The 22,082-nt window shown below is 56.2% G+C and carries 22 protein-coding genes and 1 tRNA gene; 16 read left to right on the forward strand and 7 right to left on the reverse strand.

The genetic code is table 11. The features are described from left to right. Positions 1-19 precede the first annotated feature (19 nt). Positions 20-346, forward strand: a complete 327-nt coding sequence (locus B0G73_RS23730) for a hypothetical protein (protein ID WP_106283693.1) — start codon at positions 20-22, stop codon at positions 344-346. A gap of 825 nt (positions 347-1,171) precedes the next feature. Here B0G73_RS23730 and B0G73_RS23735 read toward each other — a convergent pair. Further along, positions 1,172-1,900, reverse strand: coding sequence for a pentapeptide repeat-containing protein (locus tag B0G73_RS23735; protein WP_106283694.1), 729 nt, complete (start codon positions 1,898-1,900; stop codon positions 1,172-1,174). 108 nt (positions 1,901-2,008) lie between these two features. Between B0G73_RS23735 and B0G73_RS23740 the strand changes: the two genes are divergently transcribed. Both B0G73_RS23740 and B0G73_RS23745 read left to right on the forward strand, forming a co-directional pair. Next, positions 2,009-2,317: a DUF2288 domain-containing protein gene (locus B0G73_RS23740; protein ID WP_106283695.1), complete on the forward strand. Its 309-nt coding sequence runs from the start codon at positions 2,009-2,011 to the stop codon at positions 2,315-2,317. Continuing rightward, positions 2,314-3,681 (forward strand): MATE family efflux transporter, encoded by a 1,368-nt coding sequence (locus B0G73_RS23745; RefSeq protein ID WP_106283696.1) that lies wholly within the window; start codon positions 2,314-2,316, stop codon positions 3,679-3,681. The genes B0G73_RS23740 and B0G73_RS23745 overlap by 4 nt, the downstream gene beginning before the upstream one ends. A 208-nt stretch (positions 3,682-3,889) precedes the next feature. Here the strand turns inward: B0G73_RS23745 and B0G73_RS40620 are convergent, their stop codons facing one another. Then, positions 3,890-4,060, reverse strand: a complete 171-nt coding sequence (locus B0G73_RS40620) for a hypothetical protein (protein WP_181196632.1) — start codon at positions 4,058-4,060, stop codon at positions 3,890-3,892. Positions 4,061-4,242: 182 nt separating this feature from the next. On the opposite strand from B0G73_RS40620, the gene B0G73_RS40625 reads away from it, so the two are divergent. The 9 genes from B0G73_RS40625 to B0G73_RS23785 all read left to right on the forward strand — a co-directional run bounded on the left by B0G73_RS40625 (position 4,243) and on the right by B0G73_RS23785 (position 12,869). Beyond that, the gene (locus B0G73_RS40625; RefSeq protein ID WP_166679042.1) at positions 4,243-4,416 is read left to right on the forward strand and encodes a hypothetical protein; all 174 of its coding nucleotides are present in this window, start codon (positions 4,243-4,245) and stop codon (positions 4,414-4,416) included. A 355-nt stretch (positions 4,417-4,771) separates the two neighbouring features. Next, the gene (locus tag B0G73_RS23750; RefSeq protein ID WP_106283697.1) at positions 4,772-4,930 is read left to right on the forward strand and encodes a DUF3309 family protein; all 159 of its coding nucleotides are present in this window, start codon (positions 4,772-4,774) and stop codon (positions 4,928-4,930) included. Positions 4,931-5,023: 93 nt separating this feature from the next. Then, positions 5,024-5,100, forward strand: a tRNA-Pro gene (locus B0G73_RS23755). Positions 5,101-5,364: 264 nt separating this feature from the next. After that, on the forward strand, positions 5,365-5,691 hold the full coding sequence (locus B0G73_RS23760; protein ID WP_106283698.1) for a CU044_2847 family protein: 327 nt from the start codon (positions 5,365-5,367) through the stop codon (positions 5,689-5,691). Then, positions 5,684-8,428: a trypsin-like peptidase domain-containing protein gene (locus B0G73_RS23765; RefSeq protein ID WP_106283699.1), complete on the forward strand. Its 2,745-nt coding sequence runs from the start codon at positions 5,684-5,686 to the stop codon at positions 8,426-8,428. Before B0G73_RS23760 ends, B0G73_RS23765 begins: the two co-directional genes overlap by 8 nt. Next, the gene (locus B0G73_RS23770; RefSeq protein WP_106283700.1) at positions 8,421-8,885 is read left to right on the forward strand and encodes a cytidine/deoxycytidylate deaminase family protein; all 465 of its coding nucleotides are present in this window, start codon (positions 8,421-8,423) and stop codon (positions 8,883-8,885) included. Before B0G73_RS23765 ends, B0G73_RS23770 begins: the two co-directional genes overlap by 8 nt. 351 nt (positions 8,886-9,236) lie before the next feature. Next, positions 9,237-9,815: a recombinase family protein gene (locus B0G73_RS23775; protein WP_106283701.1), complete on the forward strand. Its 579-nt coding sequence runs from the start codon at positions 9,237-9,239 to the stop codon at positions 9,813-9,815. 166 nt (positions 9,816-9,981) lie between these two features. Beyond that, positions 9,982-11,148: a DNA cytosine methyltransferase gene (locus tag B0G73_RS23780; protein ID WP_106283702.1), complete on the forward strand. Its 1,167-nt coding sequence runs from the start codon at positions 9,982-9,984 to the stop codon at positions 11,146-11,148. 23 nt (positions 11,149-11,171) lie between these two features. Then, on the forward strand, positions 11,172-12,869 hold the full coding sequence (locus B0G73_RS23785; RefSeq protein WP_106283703.1) for an ATP-binding protein: 1,698 nt from the start codon (positions 11,172-11,174) through the stop codon (positions 12,867-12,869). Positions 12,870-12,892: 23 nt separating this feature from the next. Here B0G73_RS23785 and B0G73_RS23790 read toward each other — a convergent pair whose 3' ends face one another. Beyond that, entirely contained in the window at positions 12,893-13,294 is a 402-nt protein-coding gene (locus tag B0G73_RS23790; RefSeq protein ID WP_106283704.1) for a very short patch repair endonuclease, read from the reverse strand. A 579-nt stretch (positions 13,295-13,873) separates the two neighbouring features. On the opposite strand from B0G73_RS23790, the gene B0G73_RS23795 reads away from it, so the two are divergent. Both B0G73_RS23795 and B0G73_RS23805 read left to right on the forward strand, forming a co-directional pair. Further along, complete coding sequence (locus B0G73_RS23795) at positions 13,874-14,638, forward strand: HNH endonuclease (protein WP_219907292.1); 765 nt, start codon at positions 13,874-13,876, stop codon at positions 14,636-14,638. 1,189 nt (positions 14,639-15,827) lie between these two features. Further along, positions 15,828-16,493 carry a hypothetical protein gene (locus B0G73_RS23805; protein ID WP_106283706.1) on the forward strand — a complete coding sequence of 222 codons (666 nt, stop codon included), beginning with the start codon at positions 15,828-15,830 and terminating at the stop codon, positions 16,491-16,493. Between the two features lie 7 nt (positions 16,494-16,500). Here the strand turns inward: B0G73_RS23805 and B0G73_RS23810 are convergent, their stop codons facing one another. Beyond that, complete coding sequence (locus B0G73_RS23810) at positions 16,501-16,827, reverse strand: helix-turn-helix transcriptional regulator (protein WP_106283707.1); 327 nt, start codon at positions 16,825-16,827, stop codon at positions 16,501-16,503. Between the two features lie 188 nt (positions 16,828-17,015). Between B0G73_RS23810 and B0G73_RS23815 the strand changes: the two genes are divergently transcribed. Both B0G73_RS23815 and B0G73_RS23820 read left to right on the forward strand, forming a co-directional pair. After that, positions 17,016-17,684, forward strand: coding sequence for a hypothetical protein (locus tag B0G73_RS23815; RefSeq protein ID WP_106283708.1), 669 nt, complete (start codon positions 17,016-17,018; stop codon positions 17,682-17,684). Positions 17,685-17,822: 138 nt separating this feature from the next. Beyond that, positions 17,823-18,728 carry a hypothetical protein gene (locus B0G73_RS23820; RefSeq protein ID WP_106283709.1) on the forward strand — a complete coding sequence of 302 codons (906 nt, stop codon included), beginning with the start codon at positions 17,823-17,825 and terminating at the stop codon, positions 18,726-18,728. Between the two features lie 186 nt (positions 18,729-18,914). Here B0G73_RS23820 and B0G73_RS23825 read toward each other — a convergent pair whose 3' ends face one another. The 3 genes from B0G73_RS23825 to B0G73_RS23835 all read right to left on the reverse strand — a co-directional run bounded on the left by B0G73_RS23825 (position 18,915) and on the right by B0G73_RS23835 (position 22,018). Then, the gene (locus B0G73_RS23825; protein ID WP_146144229.1) at positions 18,915-20,075 is read right to left on the reverse strand and encodes a hypothetical protein; all 1,161 of its coding nucleotides are present in this window, start codon (positions 20,073-20,075) and stop codon (positions 18,915-18,917) included. A gap of 547 nt (positions 20,076-20,622) precedes the next feature. Beyond that, entirely contained in the window at positions 20,623-21,651 is a 1,029-nt protein-coding gene (locus B0G73_RS23830) for a hypothetical protein (RefSeq protein ID WP_146144230.1), read from the reverse strand. A 106-nt stretch (positions 21,652-21,757) separates the two neighbouring features. Continuing rightward, complete coding sequence (locus B0G73_RS23835) at positions 21,758-22,018, reverse strand: AlpA family transcriptional regulator (protein ID WP_181196633.1); 261 nt, start codon at positions 22,016-22,018, stop codon at positions 21,758-21,760. Positions 22,019-22,082: the final 64 nt, after the last annotated feature.

The following is a 22,082-nucleotide window of genomic DNA, read 5'->3' on the forward strand; positions in this document are numbered from 1 at the left end:
CTATCTGTAAGGAATCTGTATGAAGAGCGCATTTGCGTCCGTCGCGACGGCCGCGGCGATCGGTCTCGGCGTGCTGACGCTCGGCAGCCTCGGCGGCTGCTCCAGCACCACCACCATGACCTACCTGCCGAGCGGCGACACCGGCTTTGCAATCAACTGCAGCGGCAGCGACGCAAGTTCGAGCTGGGCCGAGTGCTACAAGCAGGCGGGCCAGGTCTGCGGCAACTACGGCTACGACGTCGTTTCGAAAGATGTCGACAACGGTGCGACGGCTGGTGGCACGGTGGGCGGTATTTTCGGAGCGAACGTAAAGAACCGCTCGATGGTGGTTCGCTGCAAGCAATAACGACGACGCCACGCGCGCCGCAGCCGAGCTAGCGGCGGCGCCAGCGTCCTGAGCGCGGATCGATGCGCGCGGCGAACGCCACCAGGACGCCAAGCGCGAGCGGGCAGATGCCGAGAAAAATGATGAGCGCGGTCATGCTCGTGAAAGGAAATGTGAGCTTTCATGATCCACTGCACATGTGAATCAGTGGTGACTCGGACGTAGCGCGGCAAGAAAAAAAGCCCGGCACGAGGCCGGGCTAACGGGGGTTCGGCGCATATCGGCAAAGGACCGGTTCACCATGCGCCAGAACGAAATCTAACAATCCCCTTTTACAAGCGCAATATATTAATTTCGCAGTCAGTGTGATGCGGCGTACGGATTCCGCGTTATGTGAACGGGAAAAGTCGGAATCATACAGGCTAAATGCGCCCGCCGTTTCAACATGAAACGTTTTAAAGGGCGCGACTCGAAACCCGATATTGCCCGCAGAACCGGGCACGGCAAGGGATCCGCCCGAAAACGGCCGAAAAAGCCTGAGGAAAGGCCACTGGCGGATTTCTGCTAACCCATCCAGCATGATTCGGACGCTTTACGTACTGCGTAGCTTTAGTGCGCCACCGCACTCTTTCGCATTATTATCCGATATTGACCGACTTAATCAAAGTAGCCGGCTTCTTCATAGCAATTCGCAAACAGCGTAAATATCAAGAGATTAAATCCGCCGACAATTTACAGCAGTGAAAATGGACCGGCTTAATTGATTCGACCATTCGAATGATAAGCATCGGTATCCAATCGCTCAAGCAGGCCGAATGGCTAAATTCGGCCAACTTGAGAGCACGCTCACATGACCCGCAAACCCAGCTCGGTGACGAGCACGGCCGCTTGGGCATGCGAGATCGTCGCGCCCTTGAAGAGTGCGGCGTCCACCAGCCGCACGCCGCTGAGGTCAGCTTCGCGCAGGTCCGCGCCGTCGAAGCGGGCGCCCTTCAAATGGGCGTCCTTCAGGCTGCCGCCGTCGAAGACCGCTTCCCGGAAGTCGACGCCGGCCAGGTCGGCATCGGAGAAATCCAGTTGTTGCAGGGTGGCTTTGCGAAACGACAGGCCGCGCAGGTGCGCGCCGACCAGCAGCGTTTCGACGAAGCTCAAACCCAGCGCCGTGCACGCTTCGAAATTGGCGCCGGTCAGCTTGCAGCTATGAAACGACGCCGAAGCCAGCTTGGCGCGTCGCCAGCCGGTATTGTTGAGATCGCTCGACTGAAACGCCGCGTCGACCAGATCGGCCGACGCGAAATCCGCCTCGCGGCCACGGCAACGGACCCAGCGAGTATGCGAGAGCGTCGCGCCGAAAAACGACGTCTCGACGATCGTGCAGCGGTGAAACTCGGCGCCGCGCAGATCGAGACGCGACAGGTCGACGCCTTCGAAATCGCAGTCCGCGAAATGAAGCGGCGCTTTATTGCCGGCAAGGCTTGCCGCGATGAGCCGTTCCACCTCCGCGCGCGTGAGCGCGGCGTCGGTCACGACGTGAGCTTGCGCGGCCGCAGCCGGCGCCGTTGAATCCAGTGACATGAAGGTTCAGAATGAATTTCGCAGGACCCATAGCCTACCGGAACGCGCGCCCCGCTGGCGACCCGCGCCGATGGTTTATAGTAACGGCCCCGCCGGAACCCCCTTACGATGACTTCCAACGACGCCACCCATAGCCCGCTGTACGCCAAGTTGCTCGCCGAAACCGCCAAGATCGGCTGGATCGAACTCGAACGCTTCTTTGCGCGCGGCATTCTGCTGCGCGTCGCGCGCGACCTCGATCTGGTGAGCGTTGCCGAAGCCATCGCCAGCGACGACACCACGCAGGTCACGCAATGGCTGTCCGCCGGGCTCGTCGAGCGCGTGCAGGCGGAGACCGCCGCGGACTTCGCCGAGCGCGACCCGGATCTCTGGGCCGTCGTCGTCTCCCCCTGGGTGTGCGTGCAGGAACGCAGTTGAGCGAAGCCGCGCGCGACGCTGACACGTCGGCAGCGGCACCCGCTGTTCCCGTGCACTGGCACCGCCGGGTGCTGGCGCTGGCGTTTCCCATCGTTCTCGCCAATCTGACGCAGCCGATTCTCGGCGCGGTCGACACCGCTGTGGCGGGCCATCTGGACGGCGCATCGTATCTCGGCGGCGTGGCGCTCGGCGGCCTGTTCTTCAACTTCGTATTCTGGGGCTTCGGCTTTTTGCGCATGGGCACGACCGGTCTGGTCGCGCAATCGCACGGTGCGGATAACCACGTCGAGCTACGCAACAACGTCGTCCGCGCGCTGTTGCTGGCGGCCGCGATCGGCGCCGTGGTGCTGGCGCTGCAAATGCCGCTGATCGATTACGGACTGCGCGTGATCGGCGGCAGCGACGCGGTGCAGCGCAACGCACGGCTGTACTGTCACGCGCGCATCTGGGCCGCGCCGCTCGCCCTCGGCAATTACGTCGTGCTCGGCTGGCTGCTCGGCACGCAGCAGGTACGGCTCGCGCTGCTCTCGCAGGTGTTCATCAACAGCGTGAACATCGTGGCCGTGCTCCTGTATGTGCACGGCTTCGACTGGGGCGTGGCCGGGATCGGCGCGGCCACGGCCACCGCCGACGCGCTCGGCTTCGTGCTCGGCGCCGCCCTGCTCTGGCACGGCAGGCCGCGCGGCCTGCCTGGGCTGAACCGCGCCGCCTTGTTCGACGCGGCGGCGCTCAAGCGGCTCGTGGTGCTCAATCGCGATATCTTCGTGCGCACCTTGTGCCTGCTTTCATCGTTTGGCTGGTTTGCGCACCTCGGCGCGAAGCAAGGCGATGCCACGCTCGCGGCCAACGCGCTGCTGCTCAATTTTCAGACGTTCATGGCCTACGGACTCGACGGTTTCGCGCACGCCGCCGAAGCGCTGGTCGGCGCAGCGATCGGCGCGCGCGACCGGCACGCGTTCACGCAAGCGATCAAGGTGACGGCGTTGTGGTCCACGCTTGGCGCGCTGGGGTTTTCGCTGGTGTACTGGGGCACGGGCTCGTGGATCGTCGAACGTCTGACGGATCAGGCCGCCGTGCGCGCCACCGCCGAACTGTATCTGCCGTGGGCCGCGCTCTCGCCAGTGGTGTCCGTGTGGGGCTTTCTGCTGGACGGCGTGTTCATCGGCGCGACTCGCACGCGCGAACTCATGATGTCAATGGTGGTGTCGTTCGCGCTGTTCGTGGCGGCGTCGTGGGCCTTGCTGGCGCTGTACGGCAATCACGGCTTGTGGGCCGCGATGCTCCTTTTCATGGCCCTGCGCGGGCTCACGCTCGCGCGTTATTTGCCGGGCGTCGTGCGCGGCATGGCGGGCGCGGCGGCTTGAGCCGGCAGGGTTGCCCATTTCGCATCGCGGCACCCGGTTACGGCTTGAAACAAGCGCACACAAGTCACGCGCGACGCTCGCCCTAGAATGACTTCAGCCCGCGCTCTCCGCGCGAACAGTCTGCGCGGGTCAGAAGCGCCGGCGTGCCCGCGCCGGTGCTTCGCCTCTGCTTTTCGTCACCGTTGCCGGAGCCGTTATCAGCCGCTGCTCAGGGCGAGACCGGTGCAGGCACCATGGTGGGCGGACGGCTGTCGGTGGGCACGCCGTGGTAGTCGGCCGGATCTTGGGGCGGCGGGCCGCCGTGATGGCCCGACGGACCATTCGCACAACCGGCAACGCCGGCGACCAGCAGCAACGCAATCATCGAAACGCGGATCATAAAAGAGTCTCTCGAAACAGAATGAAAGAGCGGCTTACCCGCGGTGAGCGGGCAAGCGCGAGCGCCCGGAGTCTAACCGCAAAGCGCATTCCGCGCCGCCGCGCCGACCCGCGTAACCCCTCCCCCATTTGGTTGCGCGTGACCTACTATAAAGTCACGGTCGCATCTGATAGGAGGCTGCCATGGATGCTGAAACGATCGCGGGTCTGGTTGGACTTGCAATAGGTCTGCTCGTGTTGCTCGTGTTGTCGATCTACGAATCGAGAACCTATCGGCGCGAACACGATGGCGAAGGCATGGTGCACCATTGGCTGACTCATCAGCACATGCCGCATTGGATGCGTCGCCGGCACTGAACGGAAATGCAGGTGCCAACGGCGCCTGCGCACATTCCGAGTAGTTGAAGGATTGATGCGCCGTATTTCACGTGCGAGTCCGCGCTCGCACATCGACTCCTTGCGCGGTGACGCCTACGGCTGTCCACTGTAGCCGCGCAAGTTTCTCCTGGCTCCCCTTTTCCTGACGCGTCGCTGGTCGCGACCGAAGCATCCAGTCGCCCGCCATTTCCCTATCCAGCCCAAGTTTGCTTTAGGCACATGCCTTGCTGCTCGTAGGCGTGCAGGAAGCGCGCGGCTTGCGCGTCGAGCGTCCCGGCGCGTATGCGCCGAACCAACCAGACTAACTGGCTCAGGCCAGACAGGGAGAACTCGAATGACCATTGGAACCATACTGCTTATCGTGCTCATTCTTCTGCTGATCGGCGCATTGCCAAGCTGGCCGTACAGCAGCGGCTGGGGCTATCGGCCGACCGGCGTCGTGGGCGTCGTGCTGATCATCGTGATCGTGTTGCTGCTGATGGGCCGTATATAACGCCGCCGACTCGCGCATTCGACCGTCCGTTTTGCTCCGGTGCAATTCGTGATTGACTCTGGCACCCAATGCCACGTAGAATCTCGGATTCGTCGGAGCGTAGCGCAGCCTGGTAGCGCATCTGATTTGGGATCAGAGGGTCGAAGGTTCGAATCCTTTCGCTCCGACCATAGGAATCAAAGGGTTACAAGCTTCGGCCTGTAACCCTTTTTCTTTTCCCTATCGCCGTTACCGGCGCGTTACCGGAAAACTTCCCGAACGACATCGCGCGTCAATGGTTGTCTACGCATCGTAACGAACGACACGCACGAACACATCAAGCCAGCCGTCACAGTACAGATTAGTGGATTTCAGCCATCCCGCCTACTTCCTGTTCCCTGTTTGAAAGGGCGAGGGCATAATCAGTCACTCGCCAACAACGCGTCGGAGATGGCATGGCACTCACCCAATTCAAGCTCGATAACGGTAGCACCGTCCTCGTCGAAATTGACGAAAATCTGATACAGGGCGGCGAAGCGCCAGCAGGTGTCGGTGCCCCCTGGATCAAGGCGAAGACTGCGTTCAGTCAAGCGATGCAAACAATCGCCCCAGTGCTGGACGAGGTCGCAGCCTGTTTTGATGCAATCGCGACGAAACCCGAAGAGTACGAAGTTGAGTTCGGAATAAAGCTATCGGCATCGTTAGACGCGATTATCGCCAAAGGCGAAGGCGAAGGCGAAGCGAACTTTAAGGTTAAGATGAAATGGAAAGCCAGTGAATAACACCTCCGACACGCTTTTGGCCTCGTTAGTGCAGTTTCGTAACGACGAGGCGGCGGCTGTCGGTGTGGGCTTTTTTGTCACTGATTGCTTGGTGGTAACGTGCGCTCACGTCATAAATGAAGCGCAGGGTCGAGACCATAACTGGAAAGATGAGCCGACTTCGGTCATCTCTTTTTGGGGCACTGAGTCACAAAAATTCACTGGGAAAATCATTGGCTGGCTCCCACTGATTGAAGGCGATGATGGTTTGGGCGGGGACATCGCGATCTTAGAGGTACCGGGCCGCTCGAATAAAAAAGGGGTGGCGCTTTGGGATGACGCGGGGATCGAGGGAAAATCGTTTGTTTCCTACGGGTTCCCCCTCGACTCACGGAGACAAGGCCGATCATCGCGTGGAGTCGTCGGACTAGCCACTTTCAGCGGGCGACGCGAATTACTTCAGGCGGCAACTGCCGCGCCTCTCGATCTACCGGTGGCAGGATTCAGTGGGGCTCCAGTTCTTGTAGACGGGACAGTTGTTGGCATGATCGCCGCCACTCATACGAAAAGCACGGCTGGCAGCGGGATCGCGTACATGATTCCACTTTTGTTGATCGCCAAGGCCCTGTCGAGCAGCGAGGCACTCAGTAGCCGAATTTCGCATCGCAGCGATCCGGCATTCGCTCACGTTGATCGGCTGCTCGTACATCTCGAACGATTCTCGAAAAAACCACTCAGTAATGTCGAGTTTGAACTACGGCTGCGCAAAGCGAACGAGTTCAGCGATATCTCGCGCATTACGCTCGAAGATGACGAGAGGATTTATCGTGACACCGACCTTCTCCCCGAAGATTTAGTGGTCGGGGAACCGCAGCCGCCGGTAGTGCTCTTGGCACCAGGTGGATCGGGTAAAAGTACATTTCTCGCAAGAGTCATCCGAGCGGCTCGAGCGAACAACGTTTCCACTTACCTCCTTGATCTTTCAGAAACAAATCGGAGCAAGCTCGAATCAGCGTCGGACACAGTACCGAAAGATTTCGGAAATTTTTTTGAGCGTTTCCGCACTTATTCTGACTATCAAAATCTTACTCAGCAGATCAAAGACCGAAAAGATATTTTGCTAGTTATCGACGGCTTAAACGAACGTCCTGCCTCGCCGGATGGCAGCGATTTCGCCGCAATAGAAGAGTTTTGCCGCGTCAATCCTTCCGTTCGGGTCATCGTCGCTGATCGCGTTCGTAGCCGATCGATGATGGTTGTGTATGACCTTGCGACTATTGTCCCGATTCCGAAAGAAGAAGTCCTCTCCGTCCTAGGCAGTACGGGTCTGTCCGATCAGACACAACAATTGTTGGCATCACCGTTTTTTCTCGATCTCTATCTGTCAATACTGTCGGCGGGAGGCGGAACCGGTGAACGGACTCGCATACAGATGTTCGAGGAATATTTCAATAGGCATGTTGGGATAGATGCGGCCTTGCTCAAGTCCCTCGCCCACCTCGCGTGGGAAGCATTTCGCGTCGGTGCCGGCCCAACGCTTAGCAAAACCTCGTGGGAGGAATTAGCAAGGCACCAGCATCTTCCCGAGGGAATTTTGGCGCGCCTGATCAGCTCAGGAGTGCTGGTGTCCCGTGGCAGCGACGAAGAGATGCTTCAGTTCCGCCATCAGTTGCTTCACGACTTTTTGAATGCCCGATCTCTCGTAAACGAGGGGCCAAGCGCATGGCAGCCTGCAAATTTTGATATTTGCACGTTAAACGCTGCGTCTCACGAAGTGATTGAACTAGCCGCAGAGATTCTTGGCAACACGAGCGACCAACTGCTCCGTCAAGTCTACGATTGGAATTATGGTGCAGTACTAGACTGTGTCCGAAATTTGGAGACGAAAAAGCATGGAGGCGAGTATGGAGTGCCACCAGAATTTCGAGACGCTGTATATGTCTTGAACGCAGAGAAGGCATTCGATCGATTCGCACACACGGCAAAGCGCGCTCGCTCCAGCCTGAAAGCGATAGGAAAGACACTCGGAGTGAACGGCGACATTCAGGGCCTCGAGGCACTGGTTGGTGCTGTCCGAAATTACTGCCCCAGCACTCACCAGACGGACTCGTGGTTTTCGTGGCAAAAACTTTATGCCAAATGCACTCCTGTGACTGCTCAAGACCTTGGCCTCCTTTGGGCGGAGCCTGTCACTGCGTGGACCGCAGCAAACGTATATCGCAGATCGCCTTTATCGAACGAACTGTGCGTTATTGTTCGCGCGGTCTACCAAGCTCTCTTGGCAACGGATAACGCCACTGGCCGGACCGTCGGTGCCCGTTGGCGCATCGCTCATGTTCTCGGGGTATCGATTGACGATGAAGATCGATCATTCCTATTGCAGATTGTTCAGAATATGAAGGAAGACAAGTGGGTGAGGTATGGTGCCGTACGAAGCCTCGCGGAGTCATTGAGCTTGACATTTGACGATGCGGGACGCGCGACTCGTACCGACTATCTTGCGCGACTTGCGGATGCGCTGCCGACGATAGATGACTGGCAAGTACGCAATGAGATTCGAAGAGTATCGTTGTTGTCTGACTGGGTCCCTGGCTCGGGAGCTTGGTACGCTGACTATCTACCAGTTCTGCAAGCTGGACTAAAATTCGCGAATACGTTTGGCGAGAAAGAGAAGGAAGAATGGAGGTTGGCTATCAAGCAAGTGGAAGAAATGCTGGAACGGATATCACGCGAAACTGGGGAAACGTCAAATGACTGAATGGGATGCCAAATTCCTCAGACTTGCAGGCCATGTTGCGGGCTGGAGTAAAGATCGAAGCACAAAGGTAGGTTGCGTCATAGTAGATGGTCACAACATTGTTCGATCAGTCGGCTACAACGGCTTTCCTCGTGGAGTCGTCGATGAGATCGAGGCTAGACACGAACGGCCAGCGAAGTACCAATGGACCGAGCATGCAGAGAGAAATGCTATCTACAACGCGGCAAGGACCGGTGTTCCGCTTGAGGGATGCAAGATGTATCTCCCTTGGTTTCCGTGCGTCGACTGCGCAAGAGCGATCGTGCAAGCGGGCATCACTGAGTTGATTGCTTTCCGCCCCAATCTAAGGGATGAGAGATGGGGTCCCGACTTTGTCGTTGGACTGCAAATGCTGGAAGAGGCGGGCGTGGCCGTTCGATTCGTAGACGAACGCGCGCTAGCTGACGAGGAATCTTGACTGGGTAGATAAAGCTTACATGCTGTACGCTTCGTGCCAGCGTGTAAGCTGGACTCGCCCCACCAAATGCTGATTTCCTAGTGAAGCGCGATGGTTGTAATGAATTGCCGGCCAAGCTCGAACCTTCATCACCCACCTCCTCGTCCAAAACCACAATCGCACTTGAACAGCAATGCCAAAGCTGTCCGCCAGATTTGCTTCGCATGAGAAAACGGATGCTAAAGCGCTCGGTAAAAAAACGTTCGGTTGATTACCATTAATCGGGCACGGTTTGGGGTGGTAAGAAAGTGCTTGTAAACCAATTGATTTCCTGGCATCCTGGTTACCAAGTTTAATTACCGGCGGTTCGCAATGTCCCGAACGTTCCTGTATGCACGCGTGTCCACCGCCGAGCAAACCACAGACAATCAACTGCTGGAAGCACGCAGTGCTGGGTTTACGATCCTGCCGCGTCACACCGTCGAAGAAACCATCTCGGGAAGCGTCCCTGCCGCAGAGCGACCCGGATTTTCAAAGCTGCTAGATCGGCTAGACGAGGGTGACAAGCTCATCGTGACCAAGCTGGACCGACTAGGACGCAACACCACCGATGTACTCACAACTGTCGAGCGGTTGGCCGCGCTTGGGGCGCATGTCCATTGTCTGGCGCTTAAAGGGGTCGATCTCACTAGTGCCTCCGGCAAGCTACATATGACAGTGCTTGCGGCCGTGTCGCAATTCGAACGCGATTTGCTTATCGAGCGCACGCATGCGGGACTTGCTCGAGCGAAAGCTGAGGGCAAGAAGCTTGGGCGTCGAGAGGCGCTGAATGATGAACAAAAGGAAGCTATCAAAAGGAGGATAGCTGGGGGCGAAACGGCACGCTCTGTTGCGAAAGTATACGGGGTGTCCCATCCGACAATACTCAAGCTCGGCAAGTCAAAAAACTAAGTTGTCGTCCAAGCCCGCGATCGGAGATTACCGAGACTGCGCCCTGTATCGGGCGATATCCATCGCCGTAAAGGTCGACATTTTACATTTGTTCTGGTACCCTCCTGCGCGATAAGCGGGACGGGCCGCGTCCTATGCTGCAAGCATATTTTCTAATTGATAACGAATGAATAAAACGAAGCCTTCCGTTATAGATTTGTTTTGCGGCTGTGGCGGCTTTTCGCTTGGAGCAGAATTGGCCGGATTTCGATCTCTTGTAGCGATCGACATTGAGCCAACGCTACAATCCAGCTTTGGAAAGAACTTCCCTTCTTCCAAGCCTCTCGAGGCTGATGTTTCGGGCATCAATCGCGCAGACTGGAGCTTACTCATTGGCGACAAACGGCCAGATGGAATAATAGGCGGGCCGCCCTGCCAAGGCTTTAGCCGAATTGGAAAGCGCAGTAAAGACGATCCGAGAAATACGCTTATTCATCATTTTTACCGCCACGTTAATTTGTTGCAGCCCAAATTCTTCGTAATGGAGAACGTGGAAGGTTTGCTTGATGAGGAAAATATTGGGGTCTTGCAGACCGCAATCGAATCGGTATCGCATAAATACACCGTGTTGGGTCCATTCGTAATAAATGCGGCTGATTTCGGAGCCGCGACCAACCGCCGTCGAGCCCTTGTAGTTGGTTACGATCCAACCGAGCTAACGCTCGAACAACGCCTTTTCGATCAAGTTGCGATTGAAAGGAAAGCAACTGTCAGAGACGCGATTAGCGATCTGCCAGCTCCAGTCCCTCGGAATCCCCGCGACAAGAGTGATTTCGGCTGGGCGAATTACAAGCTCGACCCTATTTCTTCAGTATTGGAATATGCGAAAAGCCTGCGCCAGCCACCACCGGACGGTCTAGGTTGGTCCCATGCAATAGAGCGTCTGTCATCCGGTACCGTGTCAGGAATGTTCGAAACCCGACATACGGCGGAAGTGGCAAATCGATATCGATCGATTCCAAACGGGACCAGTGATCGGGTCAGCAAATCGTACCGTCTTAGCTGGGATGGGCAGTGTCCGACCATTCGCGCAGGTACCGGGTCGGAAAAGGGTTCATTCCAAGCTGTACGTCCGCTTCACCCGTCCGAACCTCGTGTTATTACAGTCCGAGAAGCAGCGCGGATGCAGGCTTTCCCAGACTGGTTCATTTTTCATCCTACTGTGTGGCATAGCTTTCGAATGATTGGGAACAGCGTCTCGCCGAGTGTTTCGTTTGGGATTCTGTCGACCATACTCAAGAGTTTAGGTCACAACGAATCAACTACAGATCAGTTGGTACGCAGAGCCGCGTAGGCTAGAAATTCGGGGAGTCGAGCATGGCCACAAAAAAATCTACGGCGTTCAAGATCGACACAACGCCCAGCAAGAAAGTAATAGTAGAGAGCCTGACGCGTGATATATCAATCGATGCTTGCGTATTCGATTTGATAGATAACGCGGTGGATGCTGCAAGAAATTCTATCTTTTCAAAACGAAGAGACAGCGGTAACGTTGCCGAACTTCCCATCTCATACAAAGGTTATGAGATAAAGATTCAGTTCAGCGCCGAAACCTTTTCTATACAAGATAATTGCGGCGGAATTTCAATCACAGACCTTAAGACTTCAGTCCTTCGGTTTGGCGAACGCTCGGCTCATCAACTTGGAATTGGAGTTTTTGGCGTCGGGTTAAATCGGGCATTGTTCAAGATCGGCCATATCAGTGAGATTTTCACCGACACGGGTACCGAGCGCGCAGAACTTAGCCTAGATACCGAAAAATATCTTAAAGCGGCCGGATGGGCGCTTCCAGCAGTTGAGGCCCCGTCCACGGGTAAGGCAAGCACCACCATAAAGATTAGCGGGCTTTCGACGGAAACCGCCCGACGATTTGCCGATAAAAATGAAATTGAAAATCTCGGAAATGAGATTGGGCGAATCTACAGTCGCTTCATTGAAAAAGGGTTGAAGATTCTGGTCAACCGAAGGGCAGTTGAATCCCACGCCATCGAGATTCGAGAAAATGGACCCTACGCTTCCGACAGAAAGCTATACAAAACGGAGGATGGGATTTCTATATTCCTCCACGCGGGTCAACACTCAAAACATCGCTTTGTCGCCGAGCCGGACTACGATAAAGAGATTAACAGTCAAATAACGAACGAATTTGGCTGGACCATCTTTTGTAACGATCGCGCGGTGGTGAGCCACGATCGATCTGCGAAAACTGGCTGGTTTGCAAAATTTCACAGCGAATTCTACGGATTCGTTGGAGAGGTGAATTTCGTTGGCGATCCAGCAAAACTTCCGTGGACTACCACGAAAGAAGACGTCGATCTCAATAATCGAGCCTATCAAACTGCTCTCGATGACATGCGGCGCTTCGCAGAAAACTGGCGAAGCAACGCGACGGACGCTAAAAAGAAGAAAAAACAACATATACCTCTGAACCCACCCCCGTCACCACCTAAAGGCAAGCCGGTGAAAAAGGAGTTGCCTGCTAGCAACCCCAAGCCGACTATTAAGAAAAAGGTGGTCGAGAAGATTGATCACCATCAAGTGGCAACGATCTTGCCCGCGGATATCGACGAAAAGCATTGCAACGACAAGCATCTTGCCTTGGTGCACGAAGCTAAGCAGTTAGTTCTGGGAAATTTCGTCTATTCCGGTCTTGTTTTGATGAGAATACTGTTCGAGACGACTGTCGTTACCTATCTCATTCGCCACAATGCCTTTGATGCTTTTAGCGAGGCCATCAAAATAGAACGCGAAAAGGAGAAAAAACATAGTGCACCTTCCGCAAATTCGAGTATTTTACCGAGCTTAGATGAGGCACTAACTTATCTCAGCAAGAATCCTGATGTCTTCGGAGCTGGTAAGGATCAGTATTTGAAGCATAGCTTAACCAGAATGCAGCATCATAAAAAGATGCTCAATAGTGCAGCGCATAACGCTTATCAACCGATCAATAGGTCGGAAGCGCTTCAGATACGCGACGAAATTCTTCCGATTCTGCGCCACCTAATAGAACACTAATGCAAGTGGGTCGGAGCTTTGCTCTACAGCAGGAAAGTTTCGATCTTCATTTGAAGCAACGATAAATCTCCGACCTCGCACTGCCATATCACCAATACGCGCCACCCGGCCAACTCGAGCTCCCGAATCGCTCTCGAGTCACGCTCTACGTTGGCCTGCAATTTTGGTCGCCAGAAATCTAGATTGGATTTTGGCGGTTGTCCTTTCTTGCATCCGTGCGCATGCCAAAAGCAACCGTGCACAAAGATTGCCCTTCTACTCTGCCTGAACACAATATCTGGACGACCCGGTAAATCTTTTGCATGTAGGCGATAGCGAAAACCTAGCGAATAAATGAGCTTTCTTACACGTAGCTCTACGGTTGTGTCCTTGGAGCGTACCCGCCGCATAATTTCGCTTCGCCGGACTGGCGAAACCCTGTCCATCTCCCGCCTCCAAAATTGCTTGAGTCCGGCAACTGAAGACTCTGACCAATCGCCTGTAGCTCCGCATATCTCACTTGTGCGCTGAACGTAAATCGACGCTGAAAAGACTTATATCTGGTCTTTCAACGTTCAACGACGGCTGCACGCTCGTGATATCTGTGCTTCCTCCCACGTTGGAAACGGAGCTAAGCAGTTCGATCAGAATATCTCAATATCAAGCAGGTCGTATCCGCGAGAGATTTAAGGAGTTTCAGAGATTTCTTCATCTGAGGCGCGGGGTTGATCGCAGACGATGCCGATGCGAGTCCGGCGGTGCGCGCGAGCGCGAAGCGGGCAATGCCGCATGACCTCACGAATCGACGTTTCAATCCACTTGTCGTGTTTGGTCGCGCTACACAGATCGTATAGGCCGTCGGCGGTGAAGAGTTGCGCGATCGGTTACGATACGCAGCGTCAGCGCACCTGCAAACGGTAACTCCCTCGGGGTCGCGCGAATGCCTGCGATGCAAGATTGTACGAATGGTGGTTGCGGTAGGCAGTATTAAAATGTCACCTTTCCCAGCGCGAAGAGCCCCGCGTATGCCCAGTCGTGAGGACTTTACAGAAGACGAAGTTAAGGTCGCATACAGCACTGCTCGCGATGTCTGTCGTGGTGATCTAACGTCGGGTGCCGGGAAACAGTTCATCGTTAAGAGACTCGGCGCACGGTCTTATACAGCCGCACAGTTTGTAGAAGCCTATCCCGCGATGATCGATGGCAGTCTATACAAGAAAACACTGAGCGATCTTGCCGTGGAGGTCTACGTCGAAGCCATCACCGATGAACATGGTTTGGCAAAGCGCGAGTTGGCGCTGCAGGCGGTTCTCAAAAATATTGAGTTCTGGGAAAAAAACGAAAGCAAACGTCGCGGCCGGCCGGTTTCTCGCAAGAGCCAGCGCATTTTGCACCAAATGTTGCTCTCCGCCACGAACTTGAAAATCGTCTACCCTGATGACGTAGGAGAAGCCAAGACATATCAAGAAGGAGCGGTGACACAGGTATTGGTCAATCGCTACGAACGAGACCCGGAGGCAAGGGCCGCCGCGATTGCTCATTACGGCTGTAAGTGCAGTGCGTGCGGCTTCGACTTTGAGGCTAAATACGGTGAACTCGGGAGTGGCTTCATTCATGTACACCACATTGTCGATATAGCTACGATCGGCACCAATTATCAAGTTGATCCGATCAAGGACCTACGCCCTGTATGTCCTAACTGTCACGCGATGCTTCACACTGAGAAGCCAGCGATGGGCGTCAGCGTCCTAGCCGATTTGATCGCGGCGCAGGCCGAACCGCAGCCCTGAAGCAGGGTGCAAGGCCAGCGCTAGCCGTCAAACAGCAACGTTTGGTATAGAGGAATGTTCGTTCGGCCTTAGGCCGACGGTCAGGTCGGGCGCGACCGAGGAGTAGCGGCGAATCCGACAACGGCACCTCGTTAGATAAGCGCCAATCCGTATCCATGAACGCCACGCCGATTGCTTCGTTTGCCGAACACGGCAGTCGGAGCCTTGTAGGAGAGTTACTACACCAAAACATGCCTCGTCGGCGATATTCAAGACTAGGTGCGCAGCTATCCGCACGCAGTTTCGGAGTGCAAAGCTAACTTAATGACCCATTTGCTTAAATTTTGAGCGAATTGGGCCATGCTCCCTTTTTGGACGCCCGCCATTTCCTTTGCTGCGTCGCAGCAATATTACAAATCTTTCAAAGCTGAAAATTCGTCGCATGGTGGCGCTGACTGGCCGAAGTGATGCAGAGCCATTGAGGGGGCATTCGGAAGTCACTGAAGAGCCGGAAATCGAGTCGGATGACGATTTTGGTGCTCAGAGAATGTCTGCAACGTATTTGCACGACTGGAATGCCAAAAGTTGCTCGGTCTGCTCTGTGTTTTGGCATTTTTTATCGAATCACGCGGATTTGTGTTACATTTTTACTGACACGCCCCTATTCGGGGGTGTCTTTTGCTGATTTTGGAGTTAGGACGGGTCATTTTCCTGCTTCTTTCCCCCTCAGCAGTCTACGCAGTTCGGTGTTTCGCCTCGGCCTAGTGGCTCGAAGGGCTCCAGCACCTTCCGCAGTCTCCCGTTTCGTTGAAATGCTCGTGTCGCGGCCTGGCGTTTCAGCTTTTTCACCCTTTGAGCCTCTGAATACCGGACAAATATCCGGCGAATACGCTCGCCTTTATTATGTAGGATACCTGATTATGACAAGCCGAAAGTTTCCTTTTCCACTAGGCCGTACTGTCGCTACGGCCGGTGCGCTCGACGCGCTACAACGTGCGGGAATCTCTCCCTTCAACCTCCTAGTCAGGCATCAGTGCGGTGACTGGGGAGAACTGGACACAGAAGACCGTGCCGCCAATGAGCGCGCTGTATCCGAAGGCACCCGCATCCTCAGCGTCTACCACGTTGGGTCGGACAGGGAAAAACTATGGGTGATTAGCGAATGGGATCGTTCAGCGACAACAATTTTGCGCGCCGACGAGTACTAGCCGTGAGCTTTGTCGTCCAGCGATTTCATCCGCTCATCCGCCCCGGCGTTCATCTCGGCGCGGCGCGCACGAAGCATGCCGTTCACTCGCAACAAAGTCGCCTAGATTCGGCGTGCGTGATGCACTGCTTGCTCATGGTGCTGCAGATTGCTGGCGTCATAAGCGATGCATCAAGCATCGCAATACGACGACGACGCATCGAAGCGATGCTATGGCGCAAGACGACCGAGATTTTCCTGAAGGGAATGACATTTTCCGAACTCGCGACGTTCATTGCCGATTTGGATTGCAAGGCGCACACCAAGCTGCTCGAACGCGGTTCACACAGGAGCGCAGTCACTTTCATTGAACATGAACTGGCACGGGAGCAGTTGGTGATCTGCAGTTGGCGCGAGGTTGGGACGTTGCATAACCATGCCGTGCTCGCTATCGGTGCTTCGGGCATCGCGTACAACCAAGGATTCAAACCAAGTGCGCTGCTGCTTCTCGATCCCGCGGAAGGGCCACCCACAGTAATGGGGACCTGCAACGCCCAGCTCGATTATGCGAGTTGGAACGGCAAACTGCGCCGATACGCCACTTATAAAACGGCTAACGAGACCTTGTTTGTCGTGCTCAACGGTGCGATTTCGGTCGCGGTCCGCGAACCACATGAGCCGACGCGCTAGCGAGAGTTTATCGAAGGGCTCGGCGACGGGGCTGCGGCGAAGTTTCTCCGCGATGTTTGCTGGATGGTCTGAGCGAAAGCTTCAGCGGCTCGAACAGGTCCGAAAGCGTGATGCCGAGCACGTAGCAGATGGTCGCCAGTGTCTCAACCGTGGGATTGGCAACCCCGCGTTCGATGGCGCTGACACGCGTGCGGTCCAGACACGCCTCGAACGCCAGTTCTTCCTGCGATTTGTCCGCTTCGATCCGGCACGCCTTGACTCGCTCGCCCAAAGCAGTTGCTACAGGACTACGCCGGTCACGGATTTTCGGTTTCTCGCTCATGACGCAAAGCATGCGGAACCGTAGCCTTCGCAACCACGCTTTATAAACATCAATTAAATGATGCTCAAAAGCATCATTAGAGATAGACTTTTGGCGCTCCATCGCGTTGGGGCGGATGCCCACGAAGACCGGGAATCGACCGCGTCGGACGTTGCCTTGGCAGTCAAACAATACGAACACAATCGAGGAAACCAGAGACCATGAATTATTTGAGAATTTCAGCCACCGTTTTGATATCTGTCGCACCCCTAGTTGCTCATGCACAGCTCAATCAGCTTCTTGGTGTGATCCACTCCGTCCAAAATGCGGTTAGCCAGCCGGCGCGAGGCCAGTCTCAGCAGTCGGGACAGGATTCCATGCAGGACGACCAGCGCCTCGTGGCCCAAGCGCAGGCCGATCAAACTGCCCGTCAACGGCAGGCGCAGCAACAGGAGAAGGATCAGCAGGACGCCTTCCGCGCAGCCCAAGCGCAGAAGGCAGCCATTGCGCGACAGCGAGCACAGCAGATGGAAGCCGCAGACGACGCAGCAGACGTTGCGAAATACAAAGCTTCGCAGCAGCGCGACCAGCAGCAAGCGCAGCAGCAACTCAATGCCGCGCAAAAAATTGCAGCGATCTGCCCCGACCTGAACAACCCGAAATACAACCGGGCTGAACAGCTTATTCGTTGCCGAAACAAGGGGATGTCTGAGGAGCAAGAAATGACCTATGTGGGTGGCTTTCCGCTTTTGGCCCAAGCCTATCTTTCCTCGATGGTGCAGGATGTCTACGAAGACGATATTACTGACCCGCGCAGGGGCAAGGCGATAGGGGATTACTATCTCGCCTGCGCGCAACGCGGAACTCCTTGCGCCCGACCGAAATGGTAAGCATGCCGTTGTCGCTACCGCGATGTGCATAGGGACGATATTGCGCGACAGGATTTAAACCTGTCGTTCTCAACCACGCATCTGTACAGCGGTATTTCCTTCAAGATCGCATAGGGGCACTCGATTGTGGGCAAAGTCATGAACAATCTGAAGATGCCGCCGAACGACGCGGCACTGGATGTAACGTTGTGGGAACGGGGTCGCGCTGTCCTGAATCCCCCTGCTGATGAGCACATGCCGATGGTCGTGGTTTCCACAGGCGCGTGCTCAAGTCTGAACGGCGCATTGAACGCAGAACGTATTGAAGGAGACATTCGTTATCTGCACGCTTTGCCGAAGACTGCTGGAAGCCTGCTTGAAGTTTCACAGTCCGACGGCGCTATCGCAATATCACTAGCTACGATGCGAGAGATGGGATTGATGTTCATCGTCGTCGATCCGCAAGTCGAAAGTGACTTGGCCGTCGCGTCCTCGGTTTCGCATGCCGCGCGCGAGGCTGGCCTGTTTGTGGTGGCTCTCGTTGCTCAAACAGCAGAACCTTCGTCCGACGGCCGGATGCACGAATGCGATCTTCTTCGGGCATTTGACTCGGTGATCGCCCTGCGGGCCGCATGGCCGGAAGCACAACCGTTCGCGTGCAACATTATCAGGCATATCTCTGGTGGACTGAAAGTCGCCCCGCCGGTCTGCACCGATCTCGCTGACGTGCAGGGAATACTCGGGGGAGCCATCGTAACAGTCGGTGTTGGGGAGGCTGAGGGACCACCCAGCACGGGCGAGAGGGGCCGGGCATGGGACGCAGCGGCGCTTGCGATTTTGGATGTCGGGCGCGTCGACGTTGCAGCAGCAACGGGTGTCATCGTAGCCATCGCAGGCAGTCATTCAGTCCGACTGTCCGAGATATCGCGCGTGACGCATCAGGTTGGCGACCTGGTCGAGTCCGCTGATGCGCTTGTGATTCCAACGGTACACGTGGAGGCGAGCGCACCTGACGGATTTCGTGTGTTGCTGCTCGTGGCACGGTGTTTCGACGTCCGACTTTAGCGAGGGTGACCGGGCGGCCGTTCGAGTCGTCGACGTATGTGCGAGGCCCATCAAAGACAACCGCTTACGCAGAAGCCGTGTTGCAGGCCAACGTCGCCCTCGCGATTTTCAATAGGAACGCCGCCGTGTCCAGACACGGCGGCGTTGTGTGTGCTAGTTACTTTAACCACGATCAACCCGAGGCCATTACCCGAAACGGCGAGGTCGCTTTAGTGACGACCGCAAAATTCCGATTTTCTTTTTCGCAGGGGCCTGCGGCATCAGACGCTGCTTCACCGGTTCATTGGCGCTGACCACCGACACATCCAATCGTCGCATCGGTGGCGCAAACAATGGCGCGAGTTTATCGATCACCCTGCGGATGCAGTCGCGGAGAAGATCAGAGTTGAACCACTCGACATCATTCAGGCGATTGATCACGCGATTGAAGCGGCGGCGGTCCAGTTCGTCAAGTGCCTGCAACGCGACGGCTATGCCGTCGTTGCGGGCATTCGCAATGAACAAGCGCCCGAGCGACGTGTTAAGCAGACGGCCGTCCGGTGGCAGATGCAAGAGGCGGATACCTTCGAAGCACGACGCAAAACTGCCAATTTGGGAAATGGGAACGGCGTCCTTCGGCTCGCAGCGCACCTCCAGCCGCCAGCGGTCCCGCGCCTCCAGCTTCTCACGCAGCTTGCCGACCTCAATGTCCCATTTATCGGATGCGAGTGCTGCCAATATCCGGTTGGCGTGCGGACCCAACTCGCGATGGAGAACTTCGGCAGCCTTGTCGTAGACGCAAAGCCGACGATCCGAGCCGAGCACACCGACATACAGCGTGCCGAGGACGCCGTGACCGTCAAAGTTGTACAGCACCTTCGCACCGCCGCGCTTCGCCTTCGCCGTGACCAAAGTTCCTTCAAGCGGATTGATGTCGTAATCGATGTTCACGTGCAGCGTCGTGACGACGGCCCGCGACAGCAGACGGCGAGCGTCATGCCCAAACAGGAAGCGGAAGAACTTGACGAGACTATGGATGGCTCCGTCGCCCTTGCGCAGGTACGGGTTTGGATTGAACTCTACGGTTGCCGCCCACGGATACGTCGCCTTATTCGGCTGGCATTCGATCACAATACGCTCCCCGCGGACCGGAACCGACAGACGCCTCTGGAAAGCCTGACGCCACAAGGTGAGTGAGTGAACGTCGGGTTTGTTCCTGAGCTGCTCGAACTGGCCCTGCAGAAACTCCGCGAGGGCATCGTCGACATGCTCGGAACGGATGCAGAACTTCAACTTGTCCAAACCAATCTCGACGATATGATCGAGTGGAAAGGCACTAGCATCTTCTTCGGATTTTGAATTAGCCATATTGAATACCGTAAAGATAAGTAATTAGTGGTGAGGCCGCGAGTTGAGACGGGTTGAACGATCCAAACTCTTTACAACGTTGCGCGGCCGTTTCGACTACAGATCACTGTTGCGGGCACCTCTGCGGGATGCACCGGAACGCTTCAAGCAGTACTCTCTCTATGTGTATGGATGTGTTATTACAGCCGCGCGAACCGCCGGTACCAAGGTGGCTAGAACCCCTTAGAAACAAGGGTTTCCTAAAAAACGAAGCGCTTATACGGTGCGAAACGAGGCTCTTTCTGGTCGACTTTTCCCGCTTGGCCCTGTTACCGTCGCACCTACCCCTATTCACACTGAAAACCCTGTTTTTAGGGGCGTTTTGGTGACTTCAACATCTTGACGGAGCCTTACACGTGGAAGACTTTCTCCGCTGGGGCGTCGGTCGGCAGAACCTACTTGAGGAGGCAAAAACAGCGAATCGTCAAGGCTGCTCGCCCTGTGGTAGTGCGGCTGTTGCGCTGAAATGAGTACGCCCAGATTCGTGCGCAACAGCCGCGCCGCCCGATTACGGCAGGGTCTTCGGCGAGGCGGCGCTAGTCACCGACGCTGATTTGGCGGTTTGACCCGAATCGTGAGTTTTCGACGAGCCCGGCGCTTTTGCCGTATTGCCCGCAACGCAAGCATCCGGAGCCTTGCGCGGCCACAACTCGTCCAGGTTGTACACGGTGGCCCACCGAGTGCGCGAGCCTTTCGGTGCCTTCATGCCCACCTCATTGCTGGACGGAATCAGGAGATTGTCGAGCCCGCGCGAGACGTTGGACTTATTGAGACCGACAAGCTTTGCGATCGGCTCCATCTTCGCCCCCTTGAAGCGCAGGCACCAGGCCAGACGGATAATGGCGCGTTCCGCGATGAACGGCTCGGAGCGATAGAAGTAAGCGCCATCCGAATCGACGAACGCTTCGACCATCACGCGACCGATGCCTTGCGCATGACGGTCAGTCAGAAACACGTTAGTTAGCAAGATCGCCATCTGCGCGCCTGGTCCGGGCTCGCACTTGCTAACTTCCACGAACTCGCTGGCGTACGTACGTAGCCAGGCCGTATCTTGCTTTTTGGTGCACACCACGAAGATGATGACGAATGCGCCGGTCTGTTCTACCGCCGCGTTGAGGTGTGACAGCACGCCGGTCGCCTCGTCGCGCTTCAAGTTTTTATATTCGACGTAAGCGACGGCGCACGCCCCCGGGTTGAGGTGCTCCTTCAGAATGTGTGCACCCTCGGTACACAACGGATTGAAACTGTTGCAGTGGCCGATCAGCACTGTTTTGGGTTGCGGTTCGACGTCCTTGGAAGTGAAAGTCTTCACCGCATCCAAAACGCGCGAGCCGGACGGCGACAGGATCGTGATTGCGGACACAGGGTCGACGGGCAGATCAGCGATCATATGGTCATTCAGAATGCTGTTCGCCATGGCGGCGATCGAGACCGCCAAGATCGTCGGGTCATTGAGAGTCACGAGCACAACGCGCTTTGCAGGCGCGACCTCGGCGCGCGCCTTCGTTGCCGGCGGTTCCGCGGCTTGCGCGGCCACAGCAACACGGGATTCGCGCGAATTGGCGAGCGAGTCCGAGGTCGTGGCTTTCGGCGTACTATCGGCGAGCATCGTGTCGGATTTCGTCGCAGCGGGATTGTTACCATTAGCCATGCTTGGCCTCGGCCTTCAGTTTCGCAATGCACTCCTCGATTTCGGCGAGGACCCAGCCACGGGCTCGCTTGGAAAGCGCGACCGGACGCGGCAGCTTCCCTGCCTTGATCAATTCATAAATGGTCGTGCGGCCGACGGGATACATGCGCTGGAGGTCAGGCATGCGGATGACGCGGGGAAGCGGCACCGCGGTTGCGTTCACCGGCGCGGCCGCCGGCTGCGGCACGGCTTCAGGGGTAAAGCTCTTCTTCATGAGGCAAACTCCGGGTTGTTTAATGGGACATGGCAGGACACTGATGAACATCCAGCGTCTGCGC

The organism is Paraburkholderia sp. BL25I1N1 (genome assembly GCF_003002025.1).
Classification (GTDB): domain Bacteria; phylum Pseudomonadota; class Gammaproteobacteria; order Burkholderiales; family Burkholderiaceae; genus Paraburkholderia.